This is a genomic window from Mesorhizobium sp. WSM4837, assembly GCF_055811435.1.
The window spans coordinates 62,697-88,774 of sequence record NZ_JBVVQE010000004.1; the positions used below are offsets into that span (position 1 = coordinate 62,697).

General features: G+C 62.5%; 29 protein-coding genes. 16 read left to right on the plus strand and 13 right to left on the minus strand.

The window, feature by feature from the left end:
• Positions 1-10 precede the first annotated feature (10 nt).
• Positions 11-712: a response regulator transcription factor gene (locus AC0L3D_RS03550; RefSeq protein ID WP_023796909.1), complete on the minus strand. Its 702-nt coding sequence runs from the start codon at positions 710-712 to the stop codon at positions 11-13.
• Between the two features lie 344 nt (positions 713-1,056).
• Here AC0L3D_RS03550 and AC0L3D_RS03555 point away from each other — a divergent pair, with 344 nt between their 5' ends.
• The 4 genes from AC0L3D_RS03555 to AC0L3D_RS03570 all read left to right on the plus strand — a co-directional run bounded on the left by AC0L3D_RS03555 (position 1,057) and on the right by AC0L3D_RS03570 (position 4,628).
• A complete protein-coding gene (locus tag AC0L3D_RS03555; protein ID WP_473643155.1) occupies positions 1,057-2,667 on the plus strand; it encodes a phosphoenolpyruvate carboxykinase in 1,611 nt (536 codons plus the stop codon).
• Positions 2,668-2,800: 133 nt separating this feature from the next.
• Positions 2,801-3,238, plus strand: a complete 438-nt coding sequence (gene arfB / locus AC0L3D_RS03560; protein WP_027152041.1) for an alternative ribosome rescue aminoacyl-tRNA hydrolase ArfB — start codon at positions 2,801-2,803, stop codon at positions 3,236-3,238.
• A gap of 180 nt (positions 3,239-3,418) precedes the next feature.
• Complete coding sequence (gene lysM / locus AC0L3D_RS03565; RefSeq protein ID WP_473643157.1) at positions 3,419-3,898, plus strand: peptidoglycan-binding protein LysM; 480 nt, start codon at positions 3,419-3,421, stop codon at positions 3,896-3,898.
• A gap of 112 nt (positions 3,899-4,010) precedes the next feature.
• Positions 4,011-4,628, plus strand: a complete 618-nt coding sequence (locus AC0L3D_RS03570) for an alpha-ketoglutarate-dependent dioxygenase AlkB (protein WP_236393349.1) — start codon at positions 4,011-4,013, stop codon at positions 4,626-4,628.
• Between the two features lie 515 nt (positions 4,629-5,143).
• On the opposite strand, the gene coaA is transcribed toward AC0L3D_RS03570, so the two are convergent.
• The 9 genes from coaA to hisB form a co-directional block, all read right to left on the minus strand.
• Complete coding sequence (gene coaA, locus AC0L3D_RS03575; protein ID WP_128182569.1) at positions 5,144-6,103, minus strand: type I pantothenate kinase; 960 nt, start codon at positions 6,101-6,103, stop codon at positions 5,144-5,146.
• A 24-nt stretch (positions 6,104-6,127) separates the two neighbouring features.
• Positions 6,128-6,454 (minus strand): phosphoribosyl-ATP diphosphatase, encoded by a 327-nt coding sequence (locus AC0L3D_RS03580; protein ID WP_236377979.1) that lies wholly within the window; start codon positions 6,452-6,454, stop codon positions 6,128-6,130.
• Between the two features lie 92 nt (positions 6,455-6,546).
• Positions 6,547-7,341 (minus strand): imidazole glycerol phosphate synthase subunit HisF, encoded by a 795-nt coding sequence (gene hisF / locus AC0L3D_RS03585; RefSeq protein ID WP_287305416.1) that lies wholly within the window; start codon positions 7,339-7,341, stop codon positions 6,547-6,549.
• Entirely contained in the window at positions 7,338-8,174 is an 837-nt protein-coding gene (locus tag AC0L3D_RS03590; protein ID WP_236377980.1) for an arginase family protein, read from the minus strand. Before AC0L3D_RS03590 ends, hisF begins: the two co-directional genes overlap by 4 nt.
• Positions 8,171-8,920 (minus strand): 1-(5-phosphoribosyl)-5-[(5-phosphoribosylamino)methylideneamino]imidazole-4-carboxamide isomerase, encoded by a 750-nt coding sequence (hisA, locus tag AC0L3D_RS03595; protein ID WP_473643160.1) that lies wholly within the window; start codon positions 8,918-8,920, stop codon positions 8,171-8,173. The genes AC0L3D_RS03590 and hisA overlap by 4 nt, the downstream gene beginning before the upstream one ends.
• A gap of 3 nt (positions 8,921-8,923) precedes the next feature.
• Complete coding sequence (locus tag AC0L3D_RS03600) at positions 8,924-9,214, minus strand: DUF1330 domain-containing protein (protein ID WP_023796919.1); 291 nt, start codon at positions 9,212-9,214, stop codon at positions 8,924-8,926.
• 4 nt (positions 9,215-9,218) lie between these two features.
• Positions 9,219-9,869 carry an imidazole glycerol phosphate synthase subunit HisH gene (gene hisH, locus AC0L3D_RS03605; protein ID WP_287319187.1) on the minus strand — a complete coding sequence of 217 codons (651 nt, stop codon included), beginning with the start codon at positions 9,867-9,869 and terminating at the stop codon, positions 9,219-9,221.
• Position 9,870: 1 nt separating this feature from the next.
• Complete coding sequence (locus tag AC0L3D_RS03610; RefSeq protein ID WP_287176375.1) at positions 9,871-10,347, minus strand: DUF2628 domain-containing protein; 477 nt, start codon at positions 10,345-10,347, stop codon at positions 9,871-9,873.
• Positions 10,348-10,350: 3 nt separating this feature from the next.
• Positions 10,351-10,950 carry an imidazoleglycerol-phosphate dehydratase HisB gene (hisB, locus tag AC0L3D_RS03615; protein WP_077375200.1) on the minus strand — a complete coding sequence of 200 codons (600 nt, stop codon included), beginning with the start codon at positions 10,948-10,950 and terminating at the stop codon, positions 10,351-10,353.
• Positions 10,951-11,172: 222 nt separating this feature from the next.
• On the opposite strand from hisB, the gene hslV reads away from it, so the two are divergent.
• From hslV to AC0L3D_RS03640, 5 genes are all read left to right on the plus strand, one after another.
• Positions 11,173-11,724 (plus strand): ATP-dependent protease subunit HslV, encoded by a 552-nt coding sequence (gene hslV, locus AC0L3D_RS03620; RefSeq protein ID WP_287305390.1) that lies wholly within the window; start codon positions 11,173-11,175, stop codon positions 11,722-11,724.
• Between the two features lie 73 nt (positions 11,725-11,797).
• Positions 11,798-12,328 carry a GNAT family N-acetyltransferase gene (locus AC0L3D_RS03625; RefSeq protein WP_473643208.1) on the plus strand — a complete coding sequence of 177 codons (531 nt, stop codon included), beginning with the start codon at positions 11,798-11,800 and terminating at the stop codon, positions 12,326-12,328.
• Between the two features lie 40 nt (positions 12,329-12,368).
• Positions 12,369-12,968 carry a DUF2585 domain-containing protein gene (locus AC0L3D_RS03630; protein ID WP_473643163.1) on the plus strand — a complete coding sequence of 200 codons (600 nt, stop codon included), beginning with the start codon at positions 12,369-12,371 and terminating at the stop codon, positions 12,966-12,968.
• A gap of 4 nt (positions 12,969-12,972) precedes the next feature.
• Entirely contained in the window at positions 12,973-14,286 is a 1,314-nt protein-coding gene (gene hslU, locus AC0L3D_RS03635; RefSeq protein WP_236393337.1) for an ATP-dependent protease ATPase subunit HslU, read from the plus strand.
• 245 nt (positions 14,287-14,531) lie between these two features.
• Complete coding sequence (locus AC0L3D_RS03640; protein ID WP_128244596.1) at positions 14,532-15,491, plus strand: DUF1402 family protein; 960 nt, start codon at positions 14,532-14,534, stop codon at positions 15,489-15,491.
• Between the two features lie 89 nt (positions 15,492-15,580).
• On the opposite strand, the gene AC0L3D_RS03645 is transcribed toward AC0L3D_RS03640, so the two are convergent.
• Genes AC0L3D_RS03645 through AC0L3D_RS03655 form a run of 3 tightly spaced genes read right to left on the minus strand, consistent with a single transcriptional unit; the run spans position 15,581 to position 18,295 of the window.
• Complete coding sequence (locus tag AC0L3D_RS03645) at positions 15,581-16,810, minus strand: NAD(P)/FAD-dependent oxidoreductase (RefSeq protein ID WP_473643165.1); 1,230 nt, start codon at positions 16,808-16,810, stop codon at positions 15,581-15,583.
• 5 nt (positions 16,811-16,815) lie between these two features.
• Entirely contained in the window at positions 16,816-17,130 is a 315-nt protein-coding gene (locus AC0L3D_RS03650) for a MocE family 2Fe-2S type ferredoxin (protein ID WP_023796929.1), read from the minus strand.
• A 55-nt stretch (positions 17,131-17,185) separates the two neighbouring features.
• On the minus strand, positions 17,186-18,295 hold the full coding sequence (locus tag AC0L3D_RS03655; protein WP_473643167.1) for a fatty acid desaturase family protein: 1,110 nt from the start codon (positions 18,293-18,295) through the stop codon (positions 17,186-17,188).
• 165 nt (positions 18,296-18,460) lie between these two features.
• Here AC0L3D_RS03655 and AC0L3D_RS03660 point away from each other — a divergent pair, with 165 nt between their 5' ends.
• The 7 genes from AC0L3D_RS03660 (at position 18,461) to AC0L3D_RS03690 (ending at position 26,075) form a co-directional block, all read left to right on the plus strand.
• Positions 18,461-19,492, plus strand: a complete 1,032-nt coding sequence (locus tag AC0L3D_RS03660) for a LacI family DNA-binding transcriptional regulator (protein WP_023796930.1) — start codon at positions 18,461-18,463, stop codon at positions 19,490-19,492.
• A gap of 370 nt (positions 19,493-19,862) precedes the next feature.
• Positions 19,863-20,804: a sugar ABC transporter substrate-binding protein gene (locus tag AC0L3D_RS03665; RefSeq protein ID WP_236377989.1), complete on the plus strand. Its 942-nt coding sequence runs from the start codon at positions 19,863-19,865 to the stop codon at positions 20,802-20,804.
• Between the two features lie 158 nt (positions 20,805-20,962).
• Complete coding sequence (locus tag AC0L3D_RS03670) at positions 20,963-22,039, plus strand: ABC transporter permease (protein WP_027152058.1); 1,077 nt, start codon at positions 20,963-20,965, stop codon at positions 22,037-22,039.
• 2 nt (positions 22,040-22,041) lie between these two features.
• Positions 22,042-22,809, plus strand: a complete 768-nt coding sequence (locus AC0L3D_RS03675; protein ID WP_023796933.1) for an ATP-binding cassette domain-containing protein — start codon at positions 22,042-22,044, stop codon at positions 22,807-22,809.
• A 127-nt stretch (positions 22,810-22,936) separates the two neighbouring features.
• Entirely contained in the window at positions 22,937-23,938 is a 1,002-nt protein-coding gene (gene iolG / locus AC0L3D_RS03680; protein ID WP_473643169.1) for an inositol 2-dehydrogenase, read from the plus strand.
• Positions 23,939-23,961: 23 nt separating this feature from the next.
• Positions 23,962-24,756 (plus strand): SDR family oxidoreductase, encoded by a 795-nt coding sequence (locus AC0L3D_RS03685; RefSeq protein WP_473643171.1) that lies wholly within the window; start codon positions 23,962-23,964, stop codon positions 24,754-24,756.
• A gap of 227 nt (positions 24,757-24,983) precedes the next feature.
• The gene (locus tag AC0L3D_RS03690; protein WP_023796935.1) at positions 24,984-26,075 is read left to right on the plus strand and encodes a 3-deoxy-7-phosphoheptulonate synthase; all 1,092 of its coding nucleotides are present in this window, start codon (positions 24,984-24,986) and stop codon (positions 26,073-26,075) included.
• Positions 26,076-26,078: the final 3 nt, after the last annotated feature.

Genomic DNA, 26,078 nt, shown 5'->3' on the forward strand with positions numbered 1-26,078 from the left:
ATGCATCAATTCATGCTTCGCGGAATCGATATCCGACTCCGTAAAGGGTTTCGATCATCTCGAAGTCATCATCGACGGCCTTGAACTTCTTGCGAAGCCGCTTGATGTGACTGTCGATGGTGCGGTCATCGACATAGACCTGCTCATCATAGGCCGAATCCATCAGCGCATCACGGCTTTTTACCACACCGGGGCGTTGGGCCAGAGAATGCAGGATCAGGAATTCGGTGACGGTAAGCGTCACCGGCTCGCCCTTCCAGGTGCAGGTGTGGCGCTCCTGGTCCATGACAAGCTGGCCGCGCTCAAGCGAACGGGCCTGCTGGTTGGGCGTCTTGGCCGACGCCTCGCGGGCGCTGGCACGGCGCAGCACGGCGCGAACCCGCTCGACCAGAAGACGCTGCGAGAAGGGTTTGCGGATAAAGTCGTCGGCGCCCATCTTGAGGCCGAAAAGCTCATCGATCTCGTCGTCCTTGGACGTCAGGAAGATCACCGGCAGGTCGGATTTCTGGCGCATCCGGCGCAGAAGCTCCATGCCGTCCATGCGCGGCATCTTGATGTCGAGGATGGCGAGATTCGGCGGGCGCGCCGCCAGACCTTCCAGCGCCGACGCCCCATCCGTATAGGTTTCGACGCGATACCCCTCCGATTCGAGGGCGATCGACACCGAAGTCAGAATGTTGCGGTCGTCGTCGACAAGCGCGATTGTTGCCATTTCAAGTGGCTCCCTCATGAGCTGTCCCTTCTTTGGTCGAGAAGGGGCTTTTGCAGGACAAATTAGGTACAAAATGTGGCACAGGCTTCGTCCGCTGTCACGAGCGGCATGCCGGCGGCCACAATCTCACCTCAACATGGATTGGACCGATAAAGACCGCCAATCCTTTGGGCACCCGCCTGATTTTTCGCACATATAAACGATTTAAACAACTTTCAAAATATTTAAATCGATTAAATATTTGATATCATTTGGCTTTTCTGGTTCTGACCGTTACAGTCTCCGTCGTTGGGGGCTCCGGAAGTTCGCCGGCCAGGATGCTGTAATCGAAGAAGGAACCCCTTATGTCGGAAGCCGGCAAACGCAATCCCGCATGGGCGATCGACCGGATCGGCCTGAAAACCACCGGCGCGGTGCGCTATAATTTCGGCGAGGCCGTCCTTTACGAGGAAGCGATCCGCCGCGGCGAGGCCCGGCTTACCGCGCATGGCGCGCTGGTCGCCGAGACCGGGCAGCACACCGGCCGTTCGCCCAAGGACAAATTCGTCGTGCGCGACGAGACCACCGGGCCGCATGTATGGTGGGACAACAACAAGTCGATTTCGCCGGCCCAGTTCGACACGCTGCTCGCCGATTTTCGCGCCCATGCGGCGGACAAGGATCTTTATGTGCAGGACCTGGTCGGCGGCGCCGATGAGGACTTGAAGCTGACCACCCGGGTCGTCACCGAGCTTGCCTGGCACTCCTTGTTCATCCGCAATCTGCTCATTCGCCCGGAAGCCGCCGAGCTCGAGCATTTTGTGCCCGACCTGACGATCATCGACCTGCCGTCGTTCCGTGCCGATCCCGTCCGCCACGGCACCCGAACCGGAACGGTGATCGCCGTCGATCTGACGCGCATGATCGTGCTGATCGGCGGCACCTCCTATGCCGGCGAAATGAAAAAATCGGTGTTCACCGTGCTCAACTACCTGTTGCCGGCGAAGGGCGTGATGCCGATGCATTGCTCGGCCAATGAAGGCGCCGGCGGAGACGCGGCCATCTTCTTCGGCCTCTCGGGAACCGGCAAGACGACGCTGTCGGCCGATCCGTCGCGCACGCTGGTCGGCGACGACGAGCACGGCTGGGGTCCGCATGGCATCTTCAACTTCGAAGGCGGCTGCTATGCCAAGACGATAAAGCTCTCGGCCGAAGCCGAGCCGGAGATCTTCGCCACCACCCAGCGCTTCGGCACGGTGCTGGAGAATGTGGTGCTCGACGCGAGCCGCGTGCCGGATTTCAACGACGGCAATCTCACTGAAAACACGCGCTGCGCCTACCCGCTCCACTTCATCCCCAACGCCAGCAAGACCGGCCGCGCCGCTCACCCGAAAAACATCATCATGCTGACCGCCGACGCATTTGGCGTGATGCCGCCGATTGCCCGGCTGACCCCGGCGCAGGCGATGTATCATTTCCTCTCCGGCTACACCGCCAAGGTGGCAGGGACCGAAAAGGGCGTCACCGAACCCGAAGCGACGTTTTCGACCTGTTTCGGCGCACCGTTCATGCCGCGCCATCCGTCGGAATACGGCAATCTGCTGCGCGAGCTGATCGCCCATCACGGTGTCGATTGCTGGCTGGTCAACACCGGCTGGACCGGCGGCGCCTACGGCACCGGCAAGCGGATGCCGATCAAGGCGACGCGGGCGCTGCTCGCCGCGGCGCTCGACGGCTCGCTGAAAGGGGCCGATTACCGGACCGACGCCAATTTTGGTTTCGAGGTGCCGGTGGCGGTCGCGGGCGTCGACCGTGCCATTCTCGATCCAAGATCGACATGGGCCGATACCTCAGCCTATGACCTGCAGGCGGCGAGGCTGGTCGGCATGTTCGCCGTCAATTTCGAAAAATTCGAACCGCATGTCGACGCCATCGTGCTCGGCGCCGCGCCGCGCATGCGCGAAGCCGCGGAATAGCCGCCGCTGCGTCTCGAGGCCCCGGACCGGGTTCGGGAACGCCCGACCCGGGACCGGGATCGGGAAGGCCCGACCCGGGGGAAGGCCCGACCCGGGCCTTTTCTTTTTTCGTTCGCCGCGCCATGACTGCGGCATGAACGCCGACGACAAGATCATCATTGCCGACGATGCGGTAATCCATCCGGATGACCTGCACGAGGACTTCATCCGCTCGTCCGGCCCCGGCGGCCAGAACGTCAACAAGGTGGCGACGGCGGTGCAATTGCGCTTCGATGCGGCGAATGCGCCGGGCCTGTCGGAGCGCGTCCGCGAGCGAACCATTAAGCTGGCCGGCCAGCGCGCCACCAAGGACGGCGTCATCGTCATTGAGGCCGGACGCTTCCGCACGCAAGAGCAGAACCGGGCGGACGCCCGGGCGCGGCTTGCCGAACTGGTCGCCAGGGCCGCCGAACCGCCGCCGCCGCCGCGCAAGAAGACAAGGCCGTCGAAAGGCGCGGTCGAAAGGCGGCTGAAGACCAAGGCTGGGCGCGGCACGATCAAGAAGCTGCGCGGTCGGGTGGACGACGATTGATGCGCGTCCACCCGGACGCAAAGGGTGCGCGCTCTGGCAGCCACGCATGGTGCTTTTCCGGGGATAGATTCAGAGTTCTGGGCCGATGCGGCAGGCGCGACGTCGATCGCGGTCGAGACCGCTTCCAATTCGAGGTTGCAGGTGGCAAGTTCGGTATTCGTCACAGCAAGGAGACCGCAGATGGGCATGTTTGATTTCGTCAAGGGCGTCGGCAAGAAGCTCGGCTTCGGCGACGATGAGCCGGAGCCGACCGCCGATACGCTGAAGAAGGAACTCGATTCGCACGCGCTCGGCACCGACAATGTGGAAGTCGACGTCAAGGGCGATACGGCTGTGCTGAAAGGCGTGGTCAAGGATCAGTCGATCTTCGAAAAAGCCATCATCGCCGTCGGCAACACGCTCGGCGTGTCCAAGGTGCAGGCGGATGAATTGCAGGTCGCCGCACCCGAGGCCGGCACGCCCGCAGCCCCGGCCAGGCAACCGACCTTCTACACGGTCAAGAAAGGCGACAATCTCTGGAAGATTGCCGAAAAGAGCTATGGCAAGGGCAAGGGTACGAAGAACACGATCATCTTCGAGGCCAACAAGCCGATGCTGACCGACCCGGACAAGATCTATCCGGGGCAGGTTCTGCGCATCCCGGATCTCGATCAGGCCTGACCAGATCGACCCAGATCAGCAACAGCAATCGACAATGGCGGCGGCTTTCGGGTCGCCGTTTTCGTTTGATGGTGGCATTCTGGTCGTTTGCAGACCAACGGATCAAGCGACCATGCTCGTTCTGCCCAAAGGCGTCCGCCACATGCCCCTCTATCTGTCCCGCGCCGTGCAGGAAGCGCTGGTCGAGGATGTGAGGCAGGTCGTGCAGGAAGCGCCGCTGTTCGTGCCGGCGATGCCGCGCACCGGCAAGGAGATGAGCGTGCGCATGACCAATTGCGGTTCGCTTGGCTGGGTCACCGACAAGCAGAACGGCTATCGCTACCAGCCGACGCACCCGGTGACCGGGACGCCCTGGCCGCCGATCCCGGACGTGCTGCTGGAGCTGTGGCGCGAGGTGTCTGCCTATCCCCATCCGCCGGAGGCTTGCCTGGTCAATTTCTATTCGCCCGACGCGAAGATGGGCCTTCATCAGGACCGCGACGAGATCGATTTCTCTGCGCCGGTCGTCTCCGTTTCACTGGGCGACGATTGCCTGTTCAGGGTCGGCCAGAGCACGCGCGAAGGCGGCACCAAATCGTTCAGGCTGAAAAGCGGCGACGTCGTCGTGCTTGGCGGCGAAGGCCGCCTCTGTTTCCACGGCGTCGACCGTATCTATCCGTCGACCTCGGCACTGCTCAGGAATGGCGGCCGGATCAATCTGACGCTGCGGCGGGTGACCTATCCTGGCTAATGCTGTCGCGCAAAAGCGCGGACTTTCAAGTCGAGCCGTATCGCCGCTCATCACTCTTTTCAGGCATCGGATTTTCCCAAAACCGGCACCCGCTTCGTGTCACGGCCGAGGCCCGCGACTGAGCGACCGGAAAAGATTGACGCGACCGCATAGGCGGCGACGGAGGCTGTGGCCGGTGACAGGTCGCTTGACCCGGCACTGGTGAAGAGGCAGGCGCAAAGCGCATAGAGGACTGTGGCCGCAAGTCCTACCGAGGCGAATTTGAGAAGCCGGCGCGGAGCGTTCCGCGCCAGGCGGAAATGTCAGGCCGGCGCAATGCAGGCATATTGATCACCGGCTGCTCCCGACAAATGCTCTGGAACTTGCGATTGAACGATAGCGGGCACTGCCTAAAGCGCGTCGCGTTTGACCGGCCTCATGCGACGCGCTTCAGGTTATTGTTTTATGCATGTCGTTATCGCAAAACCGCTGCACACTTTTGCGCGACATGCATTAAAGCGCCGTTAACCGCTTCGTTACAGCTTCCTGAGCGCCACTTCCTCGACCAGATGATTGGCGCCCTTGCGCAGGATGAGATCGGCGCGGGCTCGCGTCGGCAGGATGTTCTCGCGCAGATTCTTCAGGTTGATGTTGGCCCACAGGCCTTCGGCGATGGCGCGGGCCGCTGCTTGCGAAAGTTGCGAATAGCGGTGGAAGAAGGAGTCCGGATCGCGGAAGGCAGTCTCGCGCAGCCGCATGAAGCGGGCGATGTACCATTGATGGATCAGCTCCTCTTCGGCATCGATATAGATGGCGAAGTCGAAGAAATCCGACAGGAAAGGCACGATCTTGCCGTCCTTTGGCAGCTTGCCGGGCTGAAGGACGTTGATGCCTTCGAAGATCAATATGTCCGGCCGGTCGATGGTCTGGAACTCGCCGGGAACGACGTCGTAGGTCAGGTGCGAATAGACTGGCGCGCGGACATTGCGCTGCGCCGATTTGATGCCCGACAGGAAACGCAGCAGGGCGCCGACATCGTAGCTGTCGGGAAAGCCCTTGCGCTCCATCAGATTGTTGCGGCGCAGGATTTCGTTGGGAAGCAGGAAGCCGTCGGTGGTGATCAGATCGACCTTGGGGCTCGACGGCCAGCGCGCCAGCAATTCCTTGAGGACGCGCGCCGTGGTCGATTTGCCGACCGCGACAGAGCCGGCAATGCCGATGATGAAGGGCGTTTTGACGACATCCATCGCGTTGAAGAAGGCCTGGCGCTGCCTGAACAGAAGCTGGCTCGCCTCGACATGGGCCGACAACAGCCGCGACAGCGAAAGATAGATGCGCTTGACCTCTTCGAGGTCGACCGGGTCGTTGAGTGAACGCAGGCGACGGACCTCGTCCTCGCCGAGCGTCATCGGCGTATCGGCGCGGAACTGCGACCATTGCTCCGCCGAGAAAAAACGAAATGGCGAATATTTCTCGGTGGGGGCGAGCTGGTCCATCGAGTTTCCTGCCCTCCGCAGCGATCAGCCCCGGTCCTGCCGAGACGCCCTTTCGGCGATGCCCGAACGACCGGTGCGGCGCTCGAGTTCGGTCAGGACATCGGCAAGCGGAACGCCGGCGACGCCTAGAACGACAAGCCAATGATAGATGAGATCGGCGCTTTCCGAAACGAGGGCCTGCCTGTCACCGCCAACGGCCGCGATCACCGTTTCGACCGCCTCTTCGCCGAGCTTCTGCGCCGCCTTGTCGATGCCGCGCGCGAACAGCTTTGCCGTCCACGAATCCGGATCGCCGGAATGCGCGCGTTCCCTGATGATTGTCTCCAGATCGGAGAGCGAAAACTCAGCCATGGCGCCATCTATCTGCTTGTTTAAGCATGATCTTTTCCGAAACCGGTTCCCCCTTTTGGCTGGCGCACGGACCTTCGGTTCGGGATCATGCTTTAGAGCCGATCCCCTGGCGAGTCCAGTCGCATCGGCAGGCCGGCTCGGGCCATGTGCGACTTGGCTTCAGCAATGCTGTACGTGCCGAAATGGAAAATCGATGCCGCCAGCACCGCGCCGGCATGGCCGTCGCGAATGCCCTCGACCAGGTGATCGAGCGTGCCGACGCCGCCGGAGGCGATGACCGGCGCACGCACCGCGTCGGCGACCGCGCGGGTGAGCGCGATATCGTAGCCGGCCTTGGTGCCGTCGCGGTCCATCGACGTCAGCAGAATCTCGCCGGCGCCGCGATCGACCATCTGCTGAGCGAATTCGACCGCGTCGATGCCGGTCTTCTCGCGGCCGCCATGGGTGAAAATCTCCCAGCGGTCGGCCTCGCCTTCGCCTGACACTATCTTGGCATCGATGGCGACGACGATGCACTGGTTGCCGAACTTGTCGGCCGCCTCGGCGATGAAATCGGGATTCCTCACCGCCGCCGTGTTGATCGACACTTTGTCGGCGCCGGCCAAAAGCAGCTTTCTTATGTCGGCGACCTGGCGCACGCCGCCGCCGACGGTCAGCGGCATGAAGCATTGCTCGGCGGTGCGGGCGACGATGTCGAAGATGGTCTCGCGATTTTCGGACGAGGCGGTGATGTCGAGGAAGCAGAGCTCGTCGGCGCCGGCGGCATCATAGGCCTTGGCCGCTTCGACCGGATCGCCGGCATCGATCAGGTCGACGAAATTGACGCCTTTGACGACACGGCCGTTCTTGACGTCGAGACAGGGGATGACGCGGGCCTTCAGCATCAGATCCTCGCATGCGCGGCAAGAAAATCGCCAAGCAATTGCCCAACGACAGGCGGAACCTCGCCTTTGGCGTCAAAGGCAGGATCGTAGGCGGACAGGGTGATGCCGACGATCGGGATCGACTTGGCCAGCCCGCAAACCAGTTGCCGCAGCTGTTCCGGATTTGGACCTCCCGGCAGCGCATAGCGGTTCACTTGCAGCACATCCGGATCGTGAACATCCAGATCAAGATGCAAATGCGCTTGGGCCGCGCCGGCCGCCTTGAGCTTTCCGACATTGTCGAGTGCATCGGTCCACTGGGCGCGAATGATCGGCAACGTCTCGAGAAGCCGCCTTTCATCTGGATCGAGGTCGCGCGCGTCGACCAGCATGCAGCGCGACGGGTCGATCGCCTGGAAGCCGGGAATGGCTGACGTCATCGGCCGCCAGCAGAGCCCCAGCGTCGTCGCCAGCGCCATGCCGTCGAGAAAGCCGTAGGCCGACGTCTCGGGCGTGTTGAGATCGCCATGCTGATCGATCCAGATGATCGAATCAGCTGCGTCGCCGGCCACCGCACCGGCGGCGGTCAGGCAATTTCCGGCGAGCACGATGGGAAAACGCTCATCGTCGCGCGCCATGTCGACCTTGGTGGCGACTGCCCGACAAACCGCGAAACCTGTCGCGATTTCGCGTCTCTGGGCATCGCCGACCTCGCCGATGTCCTCGACGACGACATCATGGCCGCGCAAGGCAAGTTCATCGACAAGGCCGCCGGCAATGATGGCGTCGGGGCCCTGGCCAAAGCCGGCATGGTAAAGGCCACTGTCATAGGGTGCGAGGATGATCGAGAGTTTCATCGCGCCCTCGCCTTCTCCGGTCCGGCCGCCAGGATCGCCAATGCCTCGGCCGGGTCGATACGTCCGTCATAAAGTGCACGCCCTGAGATGGCGCCTTCGAGCTTTTGCGCATCGGGCATTGTCATGCGCACGATGTCGGCGATCGAGGCCAGCCCGCCGGAGGCGATGACCGGGATAGACACGGCGTCGGCAAGATCGATGGTGGCGTCCCAGTTGATGCCGGTCAGCACACCGTCGCGGTCGATGTCGGTGTAGATGATGGCGGCAACGCCGGCGCCCTCGAACTTCTTGGCCAGTTCGATGACGCCGAGACTAGAAGCCTCGGCCCAACCCTCGACCGCCACCTTGCCGCCCTTGGCGTCGATGCCGACGGCGATCTTGCCCGGGAATGCCTTGCAGGCCTGCCTGACCAGATCCGGATCGCGCACCGCCACCGTGCCGAGAATGATGCGGACCAGGCCGCGATCGAGCCAGTCCTCGACCTGCGCCAGGGTGCGGATGCCGCCGCCGAGCTGCACCGGGTTCTTCGTTGCCTTGAGAATGGCGCCGACCGCCGCGCCGTTGACGCTCTGGCCCTTGAAGGCGCCGTTGAGGTCGACGACATGCAGCCATTCAAAGCCTTGTTGCTCGAAAGCCCTGGCCTGCGCGGCCGGGTCGTCGTTGTAAATCGTTGCGGTCGCCATATCGCCGTGCTTCAGGCGGACGCACTTGCCGTCCTTGAGGTCGATGGCCGGGAACAGGATCACCGCTCACGCGCCTTCAACAATGACGAAATGGCCGGTCGAGGCAGCAAGCCTGTACTTCAAAGCCTCCCGGTATTCAGGCGATTCGTAGCATTCTATCGCCTTGTCGTAGGACTCGAACTCGACCAGGACGTGGCGGTTGCCTGTCGGCCCTTCCGGGTTCGCATAACGCCCCGCCCGCACGGGAAACTTCGCGCCATATTTCGCAAAAGCCGCCGCGTTCGCCTCGATATACTGCTTGTAGCCCTCGGGATCGCGGACATCGACCATCGCCATCCAGTAGCCTTTCTTGCTCATTTTCTTAGGGCCTCCAGCGCAGGAAATTGGTGATCAGCGCCAGGCCAAGCGCCTGGCTCTTTTCGGGATGAAACTGCGTGCCGGCGAGATTGTCGCTGATAACAGCAGCTGTAACCGGGCCACCATAGTCGGCAATCGCCAGCACCTCGTCCGGCTTCTGCGCGTCGAGATGGTAGGAATGAACGAAATAGGCGTGCAATCCCTTGCTGCCGGTCGGAATGCCGGAAAACAGCGGATGCTTGCGCGTGAGCTCGATCGTGTTCCAGCCGATCTGCGGGATTTTTAGCGCAGGATCGGCCGGGGTGATCTCCTTGACGTCGCCGGCGATCCAGCCAAAGCCTGTCGTGACAGTCTTTTCCAGGCCCCGCTCCGACATCAGCTGCATGCCGACGCAGATGCCGAGGAACGGCCGCCGCTTGACGATCGCGACCTCCTCGACCGCCTCCCACATGCCGGCCACAGCGCGCAGCCCGGCCGCGCAATCGGCATAGGCGCCGACGCCGGGCAGGACGATGCGGTCGGCGGTTCTGACACGCTCGGCATCGGCGGTCAGGTCGATGGCGGCGGCGATACCGGCTTCGTGCGCGGCGCGCTCGAAGGCCTTGGTAGCCGAGCGCAGGTTGCCCGAGCCATAATCGATGATCGCGACCCGCATGTCAGGGTCTTCCCGGCGTGTGCGTCAGTCCAAGCACCATTCCCGTCTGCGCCGGCCGGGCATGGGCAGCGTCCGGAACGATGCGCGGCACCGGCGCCTGCTCGTCCGCATGCGCTTCGGCTTCCAGCACATAGCGCGTATCGGCATCGTCGAGCCTGTCGGCCTCGACGACGCCCCATTCGTGCCAGCCACGACGGCGCAGTGCGGCGATCCGCAACGCCTGCCCTTCCAGCCCGACATAGAGCGATACCAGCAGCGACAGCAGCCGGCCGGCCAGCCCAAGGCTCAGACCTTCGGCAAGCATCGAAAGCAGAGCCATGCCGACAAACGCCAGTGCTGCCTCGATCCACAACCGGTGCCAGAGCAGCCATAGCGGCGGCACGAGGAAGCCAAGCCAGGAAAACCCATCACGGACAAAGGCCGTTGTGTCAGGCTTTTCGCCGCGGCCCGGCGGTTCCATCACGACATAGACGGCCATGGCCTATCCCTTCAGAGATCCCTTGGTGGAAGGAACCGCGTCAGGCTGGCGCGGGTCGCTTTCAAGCGCGAAACGCAGCGCACGCGCCACCGCCTTGAAGCAGGTCTCGGCGATGTGGTGATTGTTGGCGCCATAGTGGTTGGTGACATGCAGCGTGATGCCGGCATTTTGCGCCAGAGCCTGGAAGAATTCGCGCACCAGTTCGGTGTCGAACGTGCCGATCTTCGGCGACGAGAACACAACGTTCCAGACAAGGAAAGGACGGCCGGAAACGTCGATCGCCGCGCGCGTCAGCGTCTCGTCCATGGCGAGATCGATCGAGGCATAGCGCATGATGCCGCGCCGCTCGCCTAGTGCCTTGGCCAGCGCCTGACCGAGCGCGATGCCGGTGTCCTCGACCGTGTGGTGATCGTCTATGTGCAGGTCGCCCTTGGCCTTGACCGTCATGTCGATCAGCGAATGGCGCGACAGCTGGTCCAGCATGTGATCAAAGAAGCCGACGCCCGTCGAAATATCGGATTTTCCGGAGCCGTCGACCTGGACCGATACGGAGATGTCGGTTTCCTTGGTCTTGCGGCTTGCATTGGCGGAACGGGGCGGCATGTTCATCCTTGTCCAGAGTTCAGGCGTTCCAAGCGTCCACATGCTTGAAAACGAGAGCCTTCTAGCAGCATGATCCGGCGATTGCCAGTTGCCGTGCCAAGCAGTATCGAGCCTGGCCGATGACCGGTTGGCAATCATCGGACCTATGCATACATATGGTCGATCAAGTCACTCGTAATGCGCCAAATCGCCTTGTCGGGACCGGTGCTGATCGGAGCAGAGATGTCGAACGAACTGACCATGCACGCCACGACGATCCTGACCGTGCGCAGGGGCGGCAAGGTGGTGATCGCCGGTGATGGCCAGGTCAGCCTTGGCCAGACGATCATGAAAGGCAACGCCAAGAAGGTGCGCCGAATCGGCAAAAGCGGCAATGTCATTGCCGGTTTCGCCGGCGCCACCGCTGACGCCTTCACGCTTCTGGAGCGGCTGGAGGCCAAGCTCGAACAATATCCGGAGCAATTGACGCGGGCCTGCGTCGAACTCGCCAAGGACTGGCGCACCGACCGCTATCTGCGCCGGCTGGAAGCGATGATGCTGGTTGCCGACAAGTCGGTCTCGCTGGCGCTGACCGGCACCGGCGACGTGCTCGAACCCGAACATGGCGTCATGGCGATCGGCTCGGGCGGCAATTATGCGCTGGCCGCGGCGCGCGCGCTGATGGACACCGACAAGGATGCCGAAGAAATCGCCCGCAAGGCGATGCAGATCGCATCCGAAATTTGCGTCTACACCAACAACAATTTTGTCATCGAAATCCTCGATGCCGGCTGAGCCGGCCGCTGGCCATGATCCCGAAAAGTGGAAACCGGTTTTTGCTTCGCTGACCTTCGGTTCGCATGAGATCATGGCCAAACAAGAAAATAGATATGATTTTCGACCGGTGACGGAGGCGGACCTGCCGATGATCGCGGCATGGCTGGCCGAGCCGTATGTCGCCGAGTGGTGGGACGATCCCGAGACGGAGATCGCCCAGATCCGTGAGCACATCGACAGCATTTCCGTCGAGCCGCTGATCATCGAGCTCGACGGCGAGCCGATCGGCTACATGCAGAGCTACGATCCGCATCTGGAGGACGGCCACCCCTACAGCGACCAGCCTTTCGGCACGCTCGGCATCGATCTGTCGATCGGCAGGCCCGAGCTTGTCGGACGCGGCCACGGCTCGGCAATTGTCCGGCAGTTCGTGAAACAGCTGTTCGAGGAAGGGGCACCGCGTGTCATCATCGACCCGGATCCATCCAACGGACGAGCGATCCGTGCCTATCAAAAGGCCGGGTTAAGAGCTATCGATCGCAGGCAATCGGAATATGGCGACGCCGTGCTGATGGCAATTGACGCCGAAGAGGGCGACGCCCAAGAGGGCAATATCGAATAGGGTGACGCCGAATAAGGCGCCGAAGAGGGGCAGTAACAGCATGAGTACAAGCGGCGCCGACAAGACCATCTCGGCCTATGAAGACAGCTGGCGGATGGGACTTCTGCTCGTCCTCGGCCTGATTATATTCCAGGCTGGAGCCCTTTACGGCATGGGCCGAACGCCGATCTGCGAATGCGGCTATGTCAAGCTGTGGCACGGCATCGTGCAGAGCTCGGAGAATTCCCAGCATATTTCCGACTGGTACACATTCTCGCACCTCATCCACGGCTTCCTGTTCTACGCGCTGGCGTGGGCTCTGTTCCCGCGCTCGCCGATCGGGCTCAGGCTGGCATTTGCGGTCGTCATCGAGGGCGGCTGGGAGCTTCTCGAGAACAGTCCGTTGATCATCGAACGCTACCGCGCCGGCACGATCTCGCTCGACTATTACGGCGACAGCATCATCAATTCGGTGGCGGACACGCTGGCGATGGTGCTGGGATTTGTGATGGCGCGCAGGCTTCCTATATGGGTGATCGTGACCCTCGCTCTCATCTTCGAATTCGGTGTCGGCTACATCATCAGGGACAATCTGACACTCAACGTGATCATGCTGCTGCATCCGTTCGAGTCCATCCGGCAGTGGCAAAGTGGAATTTAGCGATATGACGACATTCTCGCCCCGCGAAATCGTTTCGGAACTCGATCGCTTCATCATCGGCCAGAAGGACGCCAAGCGCGCCGTGGCTATCGCCTTGCGCAACCGCTGGCGCCGCCAGCAGCTCGAAGGCCAGATGCGTGAAGAGGTGATGCCGAAGAACATCCTGATGATCGGCCCGACCGGCGTCGGCAAGACCGAGATATCGCGCCGCCTGGCGCGCCTTGCCGGTGCGCCGTTCGTCAAGGTCGAGGCGACCAAGTTCACCGAGGTCGGCTATGTCGGCCGCGACGTCGAGCAGATCATCCGCGACCTGGTCGAGATCGCCATCGGCCTGGTGCGCGAGAAGATGCGCGAGGACGTCAAGGCGCGCGCCCATATCAATGCCGAGGAACGCGTGCTGGAAGCGCTCGTCGGCAAGACGGCGAGCCCGGCGACGCGCGACAGTTTCCGCAAAAAGCTGCGCGACGGCGAGCTCGACGACAAGGAGATCGAGATCGAAGTGAGCGATACCGGCACTGGCGGCATGCCCGGCTTCGAGATTCCCGGCATGCCGGGCGCCAATATCGGCGTGTTGAACATCAACGACATGCTGTCGAAAGCGATGGGCGGCCAGAAGACTAAGGCCCGCAAGACGACAGTGAAGGAATCCTACGCGGTGCTGGTCGGCGACGAGTCCGACAAGCTGCTCGACCAGGACGAGGTGGTGCGCAGGGCGCTCGAATCGACCGAAAACGACGGCATCGTCTTCCTCGACGAGATCGACAAGATCGCCTCGCGCGAAGGCGGCATGGGCGCCGGTGTTTCCCGCGAAGGCGTGCAGCGCGACCTGCTGCCGCTTGTCGAAGGCACCACGGTCGCGACCAAATACGGACCGGTGAAGACGGATCACATCCTGTTCATCGCATCGGGCGCGTTCCACGTTGCCAAGCCATCCGACCTGCTGCCTGAATTGCAGGGCCGTCTGCCGATCCGCGTCGAGCTGCGTGCGCTGGAGAAGGACGATTTCGTGCGCATCCTGACCGAGACCGAGGCCAGCCTGATCAAGCAGTACATCGCGCTGATGAAGACCGAGGGCGTCGATCTCGTCTTCACCGACGACGCCATCGATTCACTGGCCGGCATCGCCGTCGATCTCAACGCCAGCGTCGAGAACATCGGCGCCAGGCGACTGCAGACGGTGATGGAGCGGGTGCTGGACGAGATCTCCTATGACGCGCCGGACCGCCACGGCACGTCGGTGACAGTCGACGCCGCCTATGTGGAGAAGCATGTCGGCGATCTGTCGAGAAACACGGATCTGTCGCGATTCATCCTGTAGCAGGCGATCCATCCGCAAGAGTCGGACCGGCGGAGCCGGCACGTGTGGCCAAATGGAAGCATCTGGCCAGCTTTTGTCTTGCCGGGCGACGAGGCTCTCGACTCCCGTTGCAGCTTTACCTAGTTTGCCGGCAACACCAGCGCCGCGCAGCTTTTTGGATGCGCAAAGGACGCTGTACAGTTGGTTCTGCGCATGACCCCCGAAAATCGGTTCCGAGGGTCATGCGTTGTTGCAGGCGGCGGCGCATGAAAAAAACGATCCTCGTCACTCTCGGGCTGACGCTGGCGACAGCCATGTTCGCCGCCGAAGCGGCGACGATGGTGCCGCCGGGCAACAGTCATGTCGAGCAGCCCAACATACCGGGCGCCTCAAGCCGGCGCACCCAGGCCACCAACACCACCTTCCAGTCAAAATACCGCAAGGTCTATGCGCTGCTGCAGCACGACGCCGGTCTTCGCGGCAAGATCGAGCAGGCAGCAGCGACCTATGGCATCGATCCTATGCATATCGTCGGCGCCATCGTCGGCGAGCACACCTACAATGTCGACGCCTACGACCGGCTGCAGACCTACTACGTCAAGGCGATCTCCTATCTGTCGAGCAAGCTGTCCTTCGCCTACGAAGGCGAGGACATCACCGATTTCGTGAAACGGCCGCAATTCCAGGAATGCGTCGGCAAATCGGATAGTTACGAGCTCTGGGAATGCCGCGAGCAGGTGTGGAACCTTTCCTTTCGCGGCAAGACTGTCGGCGGTGAGAGCTTCCCCGACGACCGCTTCGGCGCGACTTTCTTCCAGCCCTATTATGCCGGCCAGACTTTTGGCCTGGGCCAGCTCAATCCGCTGACCGCCTTGCAGATGAGCGATCTCGTGCACCAGGTGTCCGGCCTGCCGAAGCTCGACGTCGGCGATCCGAACGCGGTCTACAAGACCATCATGGATCCGGACCTGACCTTGGACTATGTCGCGGCGACGATCCGGAAATCGATCGATGCCTATCAGAGCATTGCCGGCTTCGACATATCGGGCAATCCCGGCATCACATCGACCCTCTACAATGTCGGCAATCCTGAGCAGCGCGCCCATGCGCTGAAGGCCGAAAACGACAGACGCCGCGCCGCGGGCGAACCGGAGAAGCTGCCCGAGGAAAATTACTATGGCTGGCTGGTCAACGACAAACTGCCGGAGCTGAACGCACTGTTTTAGCGGGTGTTGAGATCTGGACTTCGAGCTGAAACCGACGTCGCCCCTTCGGCGGTTGCGCTGCCGGCTTTCAACAATCGGCACGCCAAGGCTCACGCCGCCAGCAGCGACTTCAGCTTGATCGTTTGCGAACCGAGCGCCTCAGGCGCCGGCTTTGCCCTTTTTGCGATCAGCATCTCGGCCAGCCTGATGTCGCGGGCGACAGAATTGCCCGGACCGATGCCGCTCGCTGCGACCAGCCTGCCGTCCTGCGCCAGATGAAACAGGATGAAGGCGCCGTCGTCGAGGTCGCGGCGCACGACCTTGCTGCCCTCGTCCGACAGCCCTGATATCTGCAAGGTCAGGCCGTACTGATCCGACCAGAACCATGGCACCGCCGCGTGGGCCTCACCGGCGCCAAGCATGTTGCTGGCCGCAAGCGCGCCTTGCTCCTGCGCGTTGCGCCAGGCCTCCAGCCGCACGCGCCGGCCGCCATAGACGGCAAGCGGAAACGAGCAGCAATCGCCGGCGGCAAAGATGTCCGGATCGCTGGTGCGAAGCTCTGCATCGACGGCTATGCCGTTGTCGATCGTCAGGCCCGCTTCCGCGGCAAGTCCGGTCACCGGCACAGCGCCGATGCCGATTACCGCCAGGTCGGCGACGATGTCCTGCCCGCCGGCAAGCGCGATGCGCACCTCGGCGCCGTCATCGGCAATCGCCGCTATGGTGTCGCCGCACAGGATTTTGACCCCTTCGGCTTCATGCGCTTCATGGACGACTTGAGCGATCTCGGCCGGCACGCCGCGCATCAGGATGCGCGGCTGCGCCTCGATGACGGTGACAACGGCGCCCAGTCTGCGTGCCGCGGCGGCGAGCTCAAGACCGATAAAGCCGCCGCCAACGATGGCGATGCGGTTGCCGGGGCTGAGATGGGCGCGAATGGCCAGCGCGTCGTTGAAGGTCCGAAGATAGACACAACGCGGCCCGAGGCCCGGCATTGGCAGTCTGCGTGGCACAGAACCGATCGCCAGCAGCAGCTTGTCGTATAGCAGCGCCGAGCCGTCCGACAGGCGCACGCCATGCGCAGCGCGGTCGATCGCCACCGCCTGAGCCGAATGGATGTGCCTTATCGATCTCTCGGCCAGGATCTCATCGCTGGCGATCGCCTTGATCACGGGCGCATCGCCTGCCATAGCGTCCTTCGACAGCGGCGGCCGCTCATAGGGCAGATGCGGCTCGTCGCCGACCAGCGTCACCGGGCCATCATAGCCGCGATCGCGCAGCGCCAGGGCAGCCCGCCCGCCGCATTCGCCGGCGCCGATGATGAGCATTCCTTTCGCCATCACCGTCACCCGATCTGAATGAGGATTTTGCCGGCGTCGAGTTTGACCGGATAGGTCCTGAGATTGACGCAGACCGGCGCGCCCCTGGCTGCGCCAGTCTTGTAGTTGAAGCGGCCATTGTGCTTCGGGCATTCGATGATGTCGTCCATCACCAACCCGTCGGCCAGATGCACCTTCTCATGGGTGCAAAGGCCGTCCGTCGCGAAATATTCGTCGTCGGGACTGCGATAGATGGCGAAGGTGCGGCCATCATGGTCGAACCGCATCACGTCCTCTTCGTCGATGTCATCGGCACCACAGGCCTCGACCCAGTCGCTCATTGGTCCTCCCGGCAGAATTTTGCTTGGTCAACATGCCCCGGCACAGGCGCGCATATCATTCGGCTGCTGCCGCGACAGCATCGTTATCGTTGTGGAATTCCTCGCGATAAGGCTTGGCGGTCGGCGGCAGTTCGCGCTTGAGAAAATAGTCTTCATTGCGCAGCTGGCGCAGGAAGGCAGGCACCATCTCGCGATAGCCGGCCAGGATCGATGGCGTCGGCGCCGGCAGGTCGTGCTTGATCAGCTCATGCAGCCTCGGCAGCGCGTGATAGGGCACCATCGGGAACATGTGGTGCTCGACATGGTAGTTCATGTTCCAGTAGATGAAGCGGCTGATCAGGTTCATGTGGACCGTGCGGCTGTTGAGGCGGTGATCGATGACGTTTTCGGCGAGGCCGCCATGCTGCAGCAGGCCGGTCATGACATGATGCCAGGCGCCGTAAAGCCTGGGCAGACCGACCAGCATCAAGGGCAGGAACGAGCCGCTATAAAGCGCCAGCGCGATTGTCGCGGCATAGATCGCAGTCCAGATGCGGGCAATGCGGATCGCCTTTGGCTGCTCCTGCTCGGGAATGAAGGTCTTTTCCGCCGGGCTGATGATACCGGCCGCATTGCGCACCATGTCGGTCATGGCATGCCAGGCATCGACAATGCCGAAGAAATTGAGCACGACGCGCAACAGGTCCGGCGGGCGCATCACCGCGATCTCCGGATCGCGGCCGACGATGATCGTGTCAGTGTGATGCCGCGTATGGCTCCAGCGCCAGGTCACCGGGTTGCGCATGATCATGAAGCAGGCGATCTGATAGACCGCATCATTCATCCACTGCGTCCTGAAGGCGGTGCCGTGGCCGCATTCGTGCCAGCGTGAATCAGTGGAAGAGCCGTAGAGCACGCCATAGACGAAGAAGAACGGCACGCACCACCATGTGCCCCAGAACCAGGCGCCGCCGGCGCCGCTCAGGACCAGGGCGGAGAGCCAGATGATGGTGTCGCGGATCGCCGGCCCATCGGAGCGCTGCATCAGCTCCTTCATCTGCTTGCGGGGCACGTCGGTATGATACCATTCGGCCGCCGCCAGCCCGGTCTCGACGGCGCGCTTCGCGTCGCGGCCGAGCAGGCTGTAATCTCGCCGGGACGGCATTGCGGATAGTGTCGCTTCCATTGAGGCTGCCTCCGTCGGCATCCGTCGGAATGGATGCCTCTGCCACAGGTGCTTATGCCCTAAAATAACGCCAAGCCGTGATAGGCTCAACATCATGAAGATAGTTTCTATCATTTCCCATCAGAATGATGTATAGCCTATGCCAGGCAATCAGGCAGGAAGCGTATGGCAAAACGGCCGACCATCACCGATCTGGCGCGTATTTCGGGGGTCAGTGTCGCCACCGTCGATCGGGTGCTGAACAATCGCCTGCCGGTGCGCGAGGAAACCGCGCGCCGCGTCTATGAGGCCGCCACCAGCATCGGCTACCACGCCGCCGGGCTGATCAAGCAGCGGATGCGCCAGGAACTGCCGGAATACCGGCTCGGCTTTCTGCTGCTGAGGGGCAATGATGTTTTCTACAGCGATTTCGCCCGGGAGATCGAACTGGCTGTTTCGCAATCGCAGCGCTTCCGCGGCGTCGCAACCATCGATTTCGCCAGTTCGCTGGCCCCCGACGAGATCGCCGCGCAGATGCGCAAGCTGGCGGCGAAATCCAGGGCAGTCGCCCTTGTCGGTCCGGACCATCCGACGCTGACGGCAGCCGTCGAGACCCTGAAGGCGAGGGGGCAACCCGTCTTCTCCCTGCTATCCGACTTTGCAGCCGGCATCCGCGAGGGCTATGTCGGCCTCGACAACCGCAAGGTCGGTCGTACCGCGGCCTGGATGATCGCCAGGGCGGCGAGGAAGCCCGGCAAGGTCGCCCTTTTCGTCGGCAGCCATCGCTTCCATGGCCATGAGCTGCGCGAGATCGGCTTCAGATCGTTTTTCCGCGAGCATGCGCCGGAATTCACGGTGATGGAGACGCTGGTCAACCTGGAAGCCAACCAGGTGACCCATGATGCAATGATCGATCTTCTGGCGCGGTACCCGGATCTGGCCGGCTGCTACGTCGCTGGCGGCGGCATGGAAGGCGCGGTTTCCGCGCTACGGGCGGCCAGGCCGGCAAATATGCCGGTGGTCGTCTGCAACGAGATCAACGCCGAATCGCGCGCGGCGCTCGCCGACAACATCCTGACCATGGTGATTTCGACGCCGCTGGCAGCACTATGCCGCGAGCTTGTCGGGCTGATGGTGCATGCCATCGAGGCAGGCGCCGCCAATGCGCCGGGCCAGACCTTCCTGCCCTTCGACATCTATCTGCCGGAAAACATCTAGGCTCGGGCAGAACATCTGGGCTCAGCCAAGACATCCTGTTTAGATCGGGGCGTCGGCAGTGATGTGATCCATCAGCCTGATGGATTCTTGCAGAAGGTTTGCCGGCCCCCAGCCGCGTTGTCCGAAAAAACCGGCAGCCGCTTTCGGAATCTCCTTGACGCCCACCAGTAGAATGGAATAAATATTTCACCAACTAGGTATTTTGGTTCTTTCGTTCCGGAACATCTGTTTCAACGGAGGGCTTGGCGTTCCAGCCAACGCGGAAATGGCCATCGGAAACGGAGAAGCAATCGGGAGAGATTCCCTGGGAGATCGGGGATTCCGGGTAGATCGGTGCAGCCGGACACCAATTCTGTGGAGGAGAAATAGAATGAAAAAGCTGCTGTTGGGCGCCGCATTCCTGGCGCTGATGAGCTCGTCCGCGCTCGCTGCCAAAATCGGCGTGTCGATGGCGCTGTTCGACGACAATTTTCTCACCGTGCTGCGCAACGGCATGATCGAGCAGGCCAAAGGCATGGAAGGCGTCGAACTGCAGGTCGAGGACGCGCAGAACGACGTCGCCAAGCAACTCGACCAGATCAAGAACTTCGTCGCCTCGGGCGTCGACGCGATTGTCGTCAATCCAGTCGACACCTCGGCCACCCAGGCAATGTCGGATGCCGCCGCTGCGGCCAACGTTCCGCTGGTCTATGTCAACCGCGAGCCGGTCAATGTCGACAAGCTGCCTGACAACCAGGCTTTCGTTGCCTCGAACGAGGTTGAGTCAGGCACTCTCGAGACCCAGGAAGTCTGCCGCCTGTTCAAGGAAGCCGGCAAGACCGAAGCCAATGTCTATGTGATCATGGGCGAGTTGTCGAACCAGGCCGCGGTGCAGCGCACCAAGGACATCGACGATGTGATCGCCACTCCCGAATGCAGCTTCATCAAGATCATCGACAAGCAGACGTCGAACTGGAAACGCGAGGAAGCACAGAACCTGATGACCAACTGGCTGTCGACCGGCGCGCCGTTCGATGGCGTGATCGCCAACAATGACGAGAGCGCCATCGGCGCCATCCAGGCCATGAAGGCTGCCAACATCGACATGAAGTCGGTTGTCGTCGGCGGTGTGGACGCCACCCAGGACGCGCTTGCCGCGATGCAGGCGGGCGATCTCGACGTCACCGTGTTCCAGGACGCGGCCGGCCAAGGCGCCGGGGCGCTGGACGCGGCGCTCAAGCTTTCCAAGGGCGAGGCGGTCGAGCAGAAGGTCTACATCCCCTTCCAGCTGGTCACGCCGGCAAACATCGACAAGTTCCTGCAGAAGAATTGAGCAGAGGAGCGTTCTCGATAGGAGCGGCGCGGCAGAGGATCGGACCGGTTTTTGGAAATCCGACGCTTTAAGAACAAAAAGCAGCGCCGCTCCCTCTTTTCCCTCATCGCCGAAACAAGCGGCGGGAGGGCGACTGCAGCTGATGGAGGAAGCAAAAGTTGACACAGACAACCCATGGCGTCGGTGGACTGAGCTATGATGCGAAAAAGCGGACATGGCCTGCCGAATTCAACGTTTTCCTGGCGCTCATCATCCTGGTCGGCGCCTTCGAGCTGATAGGCCGCGTCTTTCTTGGCGACAGCTTCCTGTTCAACACCCGCCCCAATGTCGATACGATCTTCAACGAGGCGCGCCTGCAGATCATCATCCTGCAGGTGTCGATCGTCGGCATCATCGCCATTGGCGTGACGCAGGTGATCATTTCCGGCGGCATCGACCTTTCCTCTGGTTCGATCGTCGGCGCCACGGCGATGATCGCCATGAGTTTCGCCCAGGTGGCGACGGTCAACGGCAACCCTAATCCCAAGGCGGTGTTCCTCGCGCAAGGCTGGACCGACCTGCCGGTGATCGTGCCGGTGCTGGTCGCGATCGGCTGCGGCCTGCTGGCGGGCCTGGTCAACGGCTCGTTGATCGCCTACACGCGCATTCCGCCGTTCATCGCCACGCTCGGCATGATGGTCACGGCGCGCGGCATCGCCAAATGGTGGTCCAAGGGGCAGCCGATCTCGTTTCCCACCGAAAGTTTCGCCGCCATCGGCAAGGGGCTAATGCCGGTCATCATCTTCATATCGCTGGCGATTCTGTTCCAGCTGATCCTGTCATACACCAGGTACGGCAAGCACTGTTATGCCATCGGCTCCAACGAGGACGCCGCCCGCATGTCCGGCATAAATGTCCAGAACCACAAGATCCTCGTCTTTGTCATTGCCGGCATCCTCGCCTCGCTCGCCGCCGTGGTGCTGAGCTCCAAGAACCTCACCGCTCAGGCCGGCATGGGCGTGATGTACGAACTGGACGCGATCGCCATGGCGGTCATCGGCGGCGTCTCGCTGTCGGGCGGCCGCGGCTCGATCATCGGAACGGTGATCGGTGCGCTGATCTTCGGTGTCATCATCTCCGGCTTCACCTTCCTGCGCCTCGACGCCTACTACCAGGAGATGGTCAAGGGCGTGATCATCATCGGCGCAGTCGTTCTCGACCAGTGGCGCCAGCGCCTGCGGGCAATGAGGGCTTGATCATGTCAGACATCGTCCTGAAGACCGAAAACCTGACCAAATACTATGGCGGCGTGCATGCGCTCGAAAGCGCGAATTTCGAACTGCGCAAGGGCGAGCATGTCGCCATCATGGGTGACAACGGCGCCGGCAAATCGACCTTCGTGCGCCAGATCACCGCCGTCGAGCAGCGCACCAGCGGCAAGGTCTGGTTCGACGGCAAGGAAGTGAACTTCGCCGGCCCGATCGCGGCGCGCGAGGCGGGCATCGAAACGGTGTTCCAGAACCTGGCGCTTGCCGACGATCTCGACGTGCCGTCGAACCTGTTTCTCGGCCGCGAGAAGGTGCTTTTCAATCTCGGGCCTTTCTCGATTCTCGATCGCAAGTTCATGCGCAAGGCGACCGAGGCAGCGTTGATCCGCACGGCGGTCAAGATTCCCAACCTTTCCAACACCATCCGACACATGTCGGGCGGCCAGCGTCAGTGCGTGGCGATCGCCAGAACCGCTACCTTTGCGTCCAAGCTCATCATCATGGACGAGCCGACGGCAGCACTTGGTGTGCAGGAGACGATGCAGGTCGAAAACATCATCCGCACGCTGAAAGCCAATGGCGAGCCGCTGATCCTGATCAGCCACAACATGCGCCAGGTGTTCGACCTCGTCGACCGCATCGTCGTCTTCCGGCGCGGCCGCATCGTCGCCAATCTGCGCAAGCAGGACACCGACGGCAACGACATCGTCTCATACATCACCGGCGCCAAGACCGGGGAGGCCGAACTTGCGGCCTAGGGCGGATGCCGGCGCGGTCATCGACCCGTCGCCGATCTGCCGCGATAAGAAAATCTACTGCACCTCGCGCTGAACGGTGCAGGAAAGACGTAATTCCATTTTCGAACAATCCTCAAAGGAAATTCCCATGCCTCTCCGCTTCGCTCTTCTCGGTGCCGGCCGCATCGGCAAGGTCCACGCCCGCGCCGTCGGTTCCAATCCGCAGGCCAGGCTGGTCGCAGTTGCCGATGCCTTCGAGAAGGCGGCGACCGATCTGGCGTCGGCCTATGGCGCGGAAGTGCGCAGCATCGACGCCATCGAAAAAGCCGGGGATATCGATGCGTTCATTATCTGCACGCCGACCGACACCCATGCCGATCTGATCGAGCGGTTCGCCAAGGCCGGCAAGGCGATCTTCTGTGAGAAGCCGATCGACCTCGACGCCGGCCGAGTGGAAGAATGCCTGGCCGTGGTCGACAAGGCCGGCGCCACTTTGATGGTCGGCTTCAACCGCCGCTTCGATCCGCATTTCGCCGCCGTGCGCAAGGCGATCGACGACGGCGCCATCGGCACGGTCGAGATGGTGACCATCACCTCGCGCGATCCCGGCCCGCCGCCGCTCGACTACATCGGCCGCTCGGGCGGCATCTTCCGCGACATGACCATCCATGATTTCGACATGGCGCGCTTCCTGCTCGGCGAGGAGCCGGTGGCGGTCAGCGCCCACGCCTCGGTGCTGGTCGACAAAAAGATCGGCGAGGCCGGCGACTTCGACAGCGTCAGCGTCATCCTCGAAACCGCCTCCGGCAAGCAGTGCATCATCTCCAATTCGCGACGCGCCACCTATGGCTACGACCAGCGCATCGAGGTGCATGGCTCGAAAGGCATGGTTGCGGCCGAGAACCAGCGGCCGGTGTCGATCGAGCTGGCCAATGAAAAGGGCTATACGCGCCCGCCGCTGCACGACTTCTTCATGACCCGCTACCTCGACGCCTATGCCAACGAGATCGCCGCCTTCATCGCGGCGGCGACGTCGGGCAACAAGGCGGCGCCGAGCGGTGGGGACGGGCTCGTCGCGCTGCGGCTGGCGGACGCGGCGCTGAAATCGGCGACGGAAGGCAAGACCGTCCGCCTCGACAAGACAGTCTGACCATCAAGCACAGGAGCAAGGCGATGAACGGTTCCGCCGGTCGAAATTCACAAACACGCGCCATCGTCACCGGCGGCGCGCAAGGCATCGGCTTCGCCGTCGCCGAGGCGCTGGCCGACGAGGGCTGCCGCGCCCTGGCGCTGGTCGGCCGTTCCAGGGAGAAGGGCGATAAGGCGGTCGCCGCACTTGCGAAAGACGGCGTCGAGGCCATTTTCATCAGCGCCGACGTCTCGGTGGTGGCCGATTGCAAGCGGGTCGTCGAAACCGCGATCGCTCATTTCGGCACCGTCAATGCGCTGGTCAACGCCGCCGCCACCTCGGCCCGCGGCTCACTGGTTGAGACCTCCGAGGATCTTTTTGACCAGATCTTCCAGACCAATGTGCGCGGCCCCTTCTTCCTGATGCAGGGTGTGGTGGCGCATCTGCTCGACCGCAAGGCGCTTGGCTCGATCGTCAACGTGCTTTCGATGTCGGCGCATTGCGGCCAGTCGTTCCTGGCGCCCTACTCGTCGAGCAAGGGCGCACTGGCGACGCTGACCAAGAATGTCGCCAATGCCTATCGCAGCAATCGCATCCGCTGCAACGCCGTGCTGCCCGGCTGGATGGATACCGAGGGCGAGGCGATCGTGCAGAAGAAATGGCACGACGCGCCGGACGACTGGCTGGAAAAGGTCGAGGCAGCGCAGCCGATGGGCCAGTTGGTGAAGCCGGCGCAGCTTGCCCGGCTGATCAGCTATATGATCAGCTCGCAGTCCGGCGTCATGACCGGCTCGCTGGTCGACTACGACCAAACCATTGCAGGGTCTTCGCCGGAATAGCGTCATCTGAGTAGCGTCATCTGAACGTGACAAGCACCCTGGCTTCGGCTATAGGGCTGGCATGATCCACCTGACCGCCTCGTTCTGGTACTTTAGCTACGGCAGCTCGCTGGCGGCGGGAGGATTGCGCTCGATCTGAAGATTGCAGCAACAACATCCGAACAGCCGCCAGACCTGGCGGCTTTTTTGTTTCAGCCGGCAGGTCTCCCAACCAGGAGCAGAAAGCCGTGTTGACCACCACAGATGATCTTCGGGTTAAGGAAATCCGAGAGCTGAGTACGCCGGACGACGTGATGCGGGAGATACCGCGCACGCTGACGGCGACGCGCACCGTTGCTGCGTCACGCAACGCTATCCATGCCGTGCTGACCGGCGCCGACGATCGGCTGGTCGTCGTCGTCGGCCCCTGTTCGATCCACGACCCGATCGCTGCCGTCGACTATGCCAGCCGGCTGGTGGCGCTGCGCGAGAGCCTGTCGGACCGGCTGGAGATCGTGATGCGCGTGTATTTCGAGAAACCGCGCACGACCGTCGGCTGGAAGGGCCTGATCAACGATCCCGACCTCGACGGCAGCTTCAACATCGACAAAGGCCTGCGGATGGCCCGCAACGTGCTCTCCGCGGTCAACAATCTTGGCCTTCCGGCGGCGACCGAATTCCTCGACATGGCCACCCCGCAATACATTGCCGACCTCGTCGCCTGGGGCGCTATCGGCGCGCGCACGACGGAGAGCCAGATCCATCGCGAACTCGCATCCGGCCTGTCCTGCCCGGTCGGCTTCAAGAACGGCACCGACGGCAATTTGCGGATCGCCGCCGAGGCGGTGAAGTCCGCCGCCCAGCCGCATCATTTCATGGCGGTGACGAAGGGCGGGCGCAGCGCCATCGCGACGACCACCGGCAATGAGGACTGCCACGTCATCCTTCGCGGCGGCATTCAGCCCAATTATGACGCGGCAAGCGTCGCCGCCGCCAGTGCGGAACTCGCCCGGATCGGTGTCGCGCCACGGTTGATGATCGATGTCAGCCACGCCAACAGCAACAAGAAGCCCGAGAACCAGCCGAAGGTCGCCGCCGACGTGGCGGGCCAGGTCGCGGCAGGCGACGAGCGCATCATCGGCGTCATGATCGAGAGCAATCTCGTCGCCGGCCGGCAGGAAGTCACGCCCGGCAAGCCGCTCATCTATGGCAAGAGCATCACCGATGGCTGCATCGACTGGGCGACCACCGAGACGGTGCTGTACGGCCTTGCCGACGCCGTCGAGCAGCGCCGATCGGCGCGACGCGCCCTGGTCGCCAGCCGTCCAGGCGCCGCTTGAGAC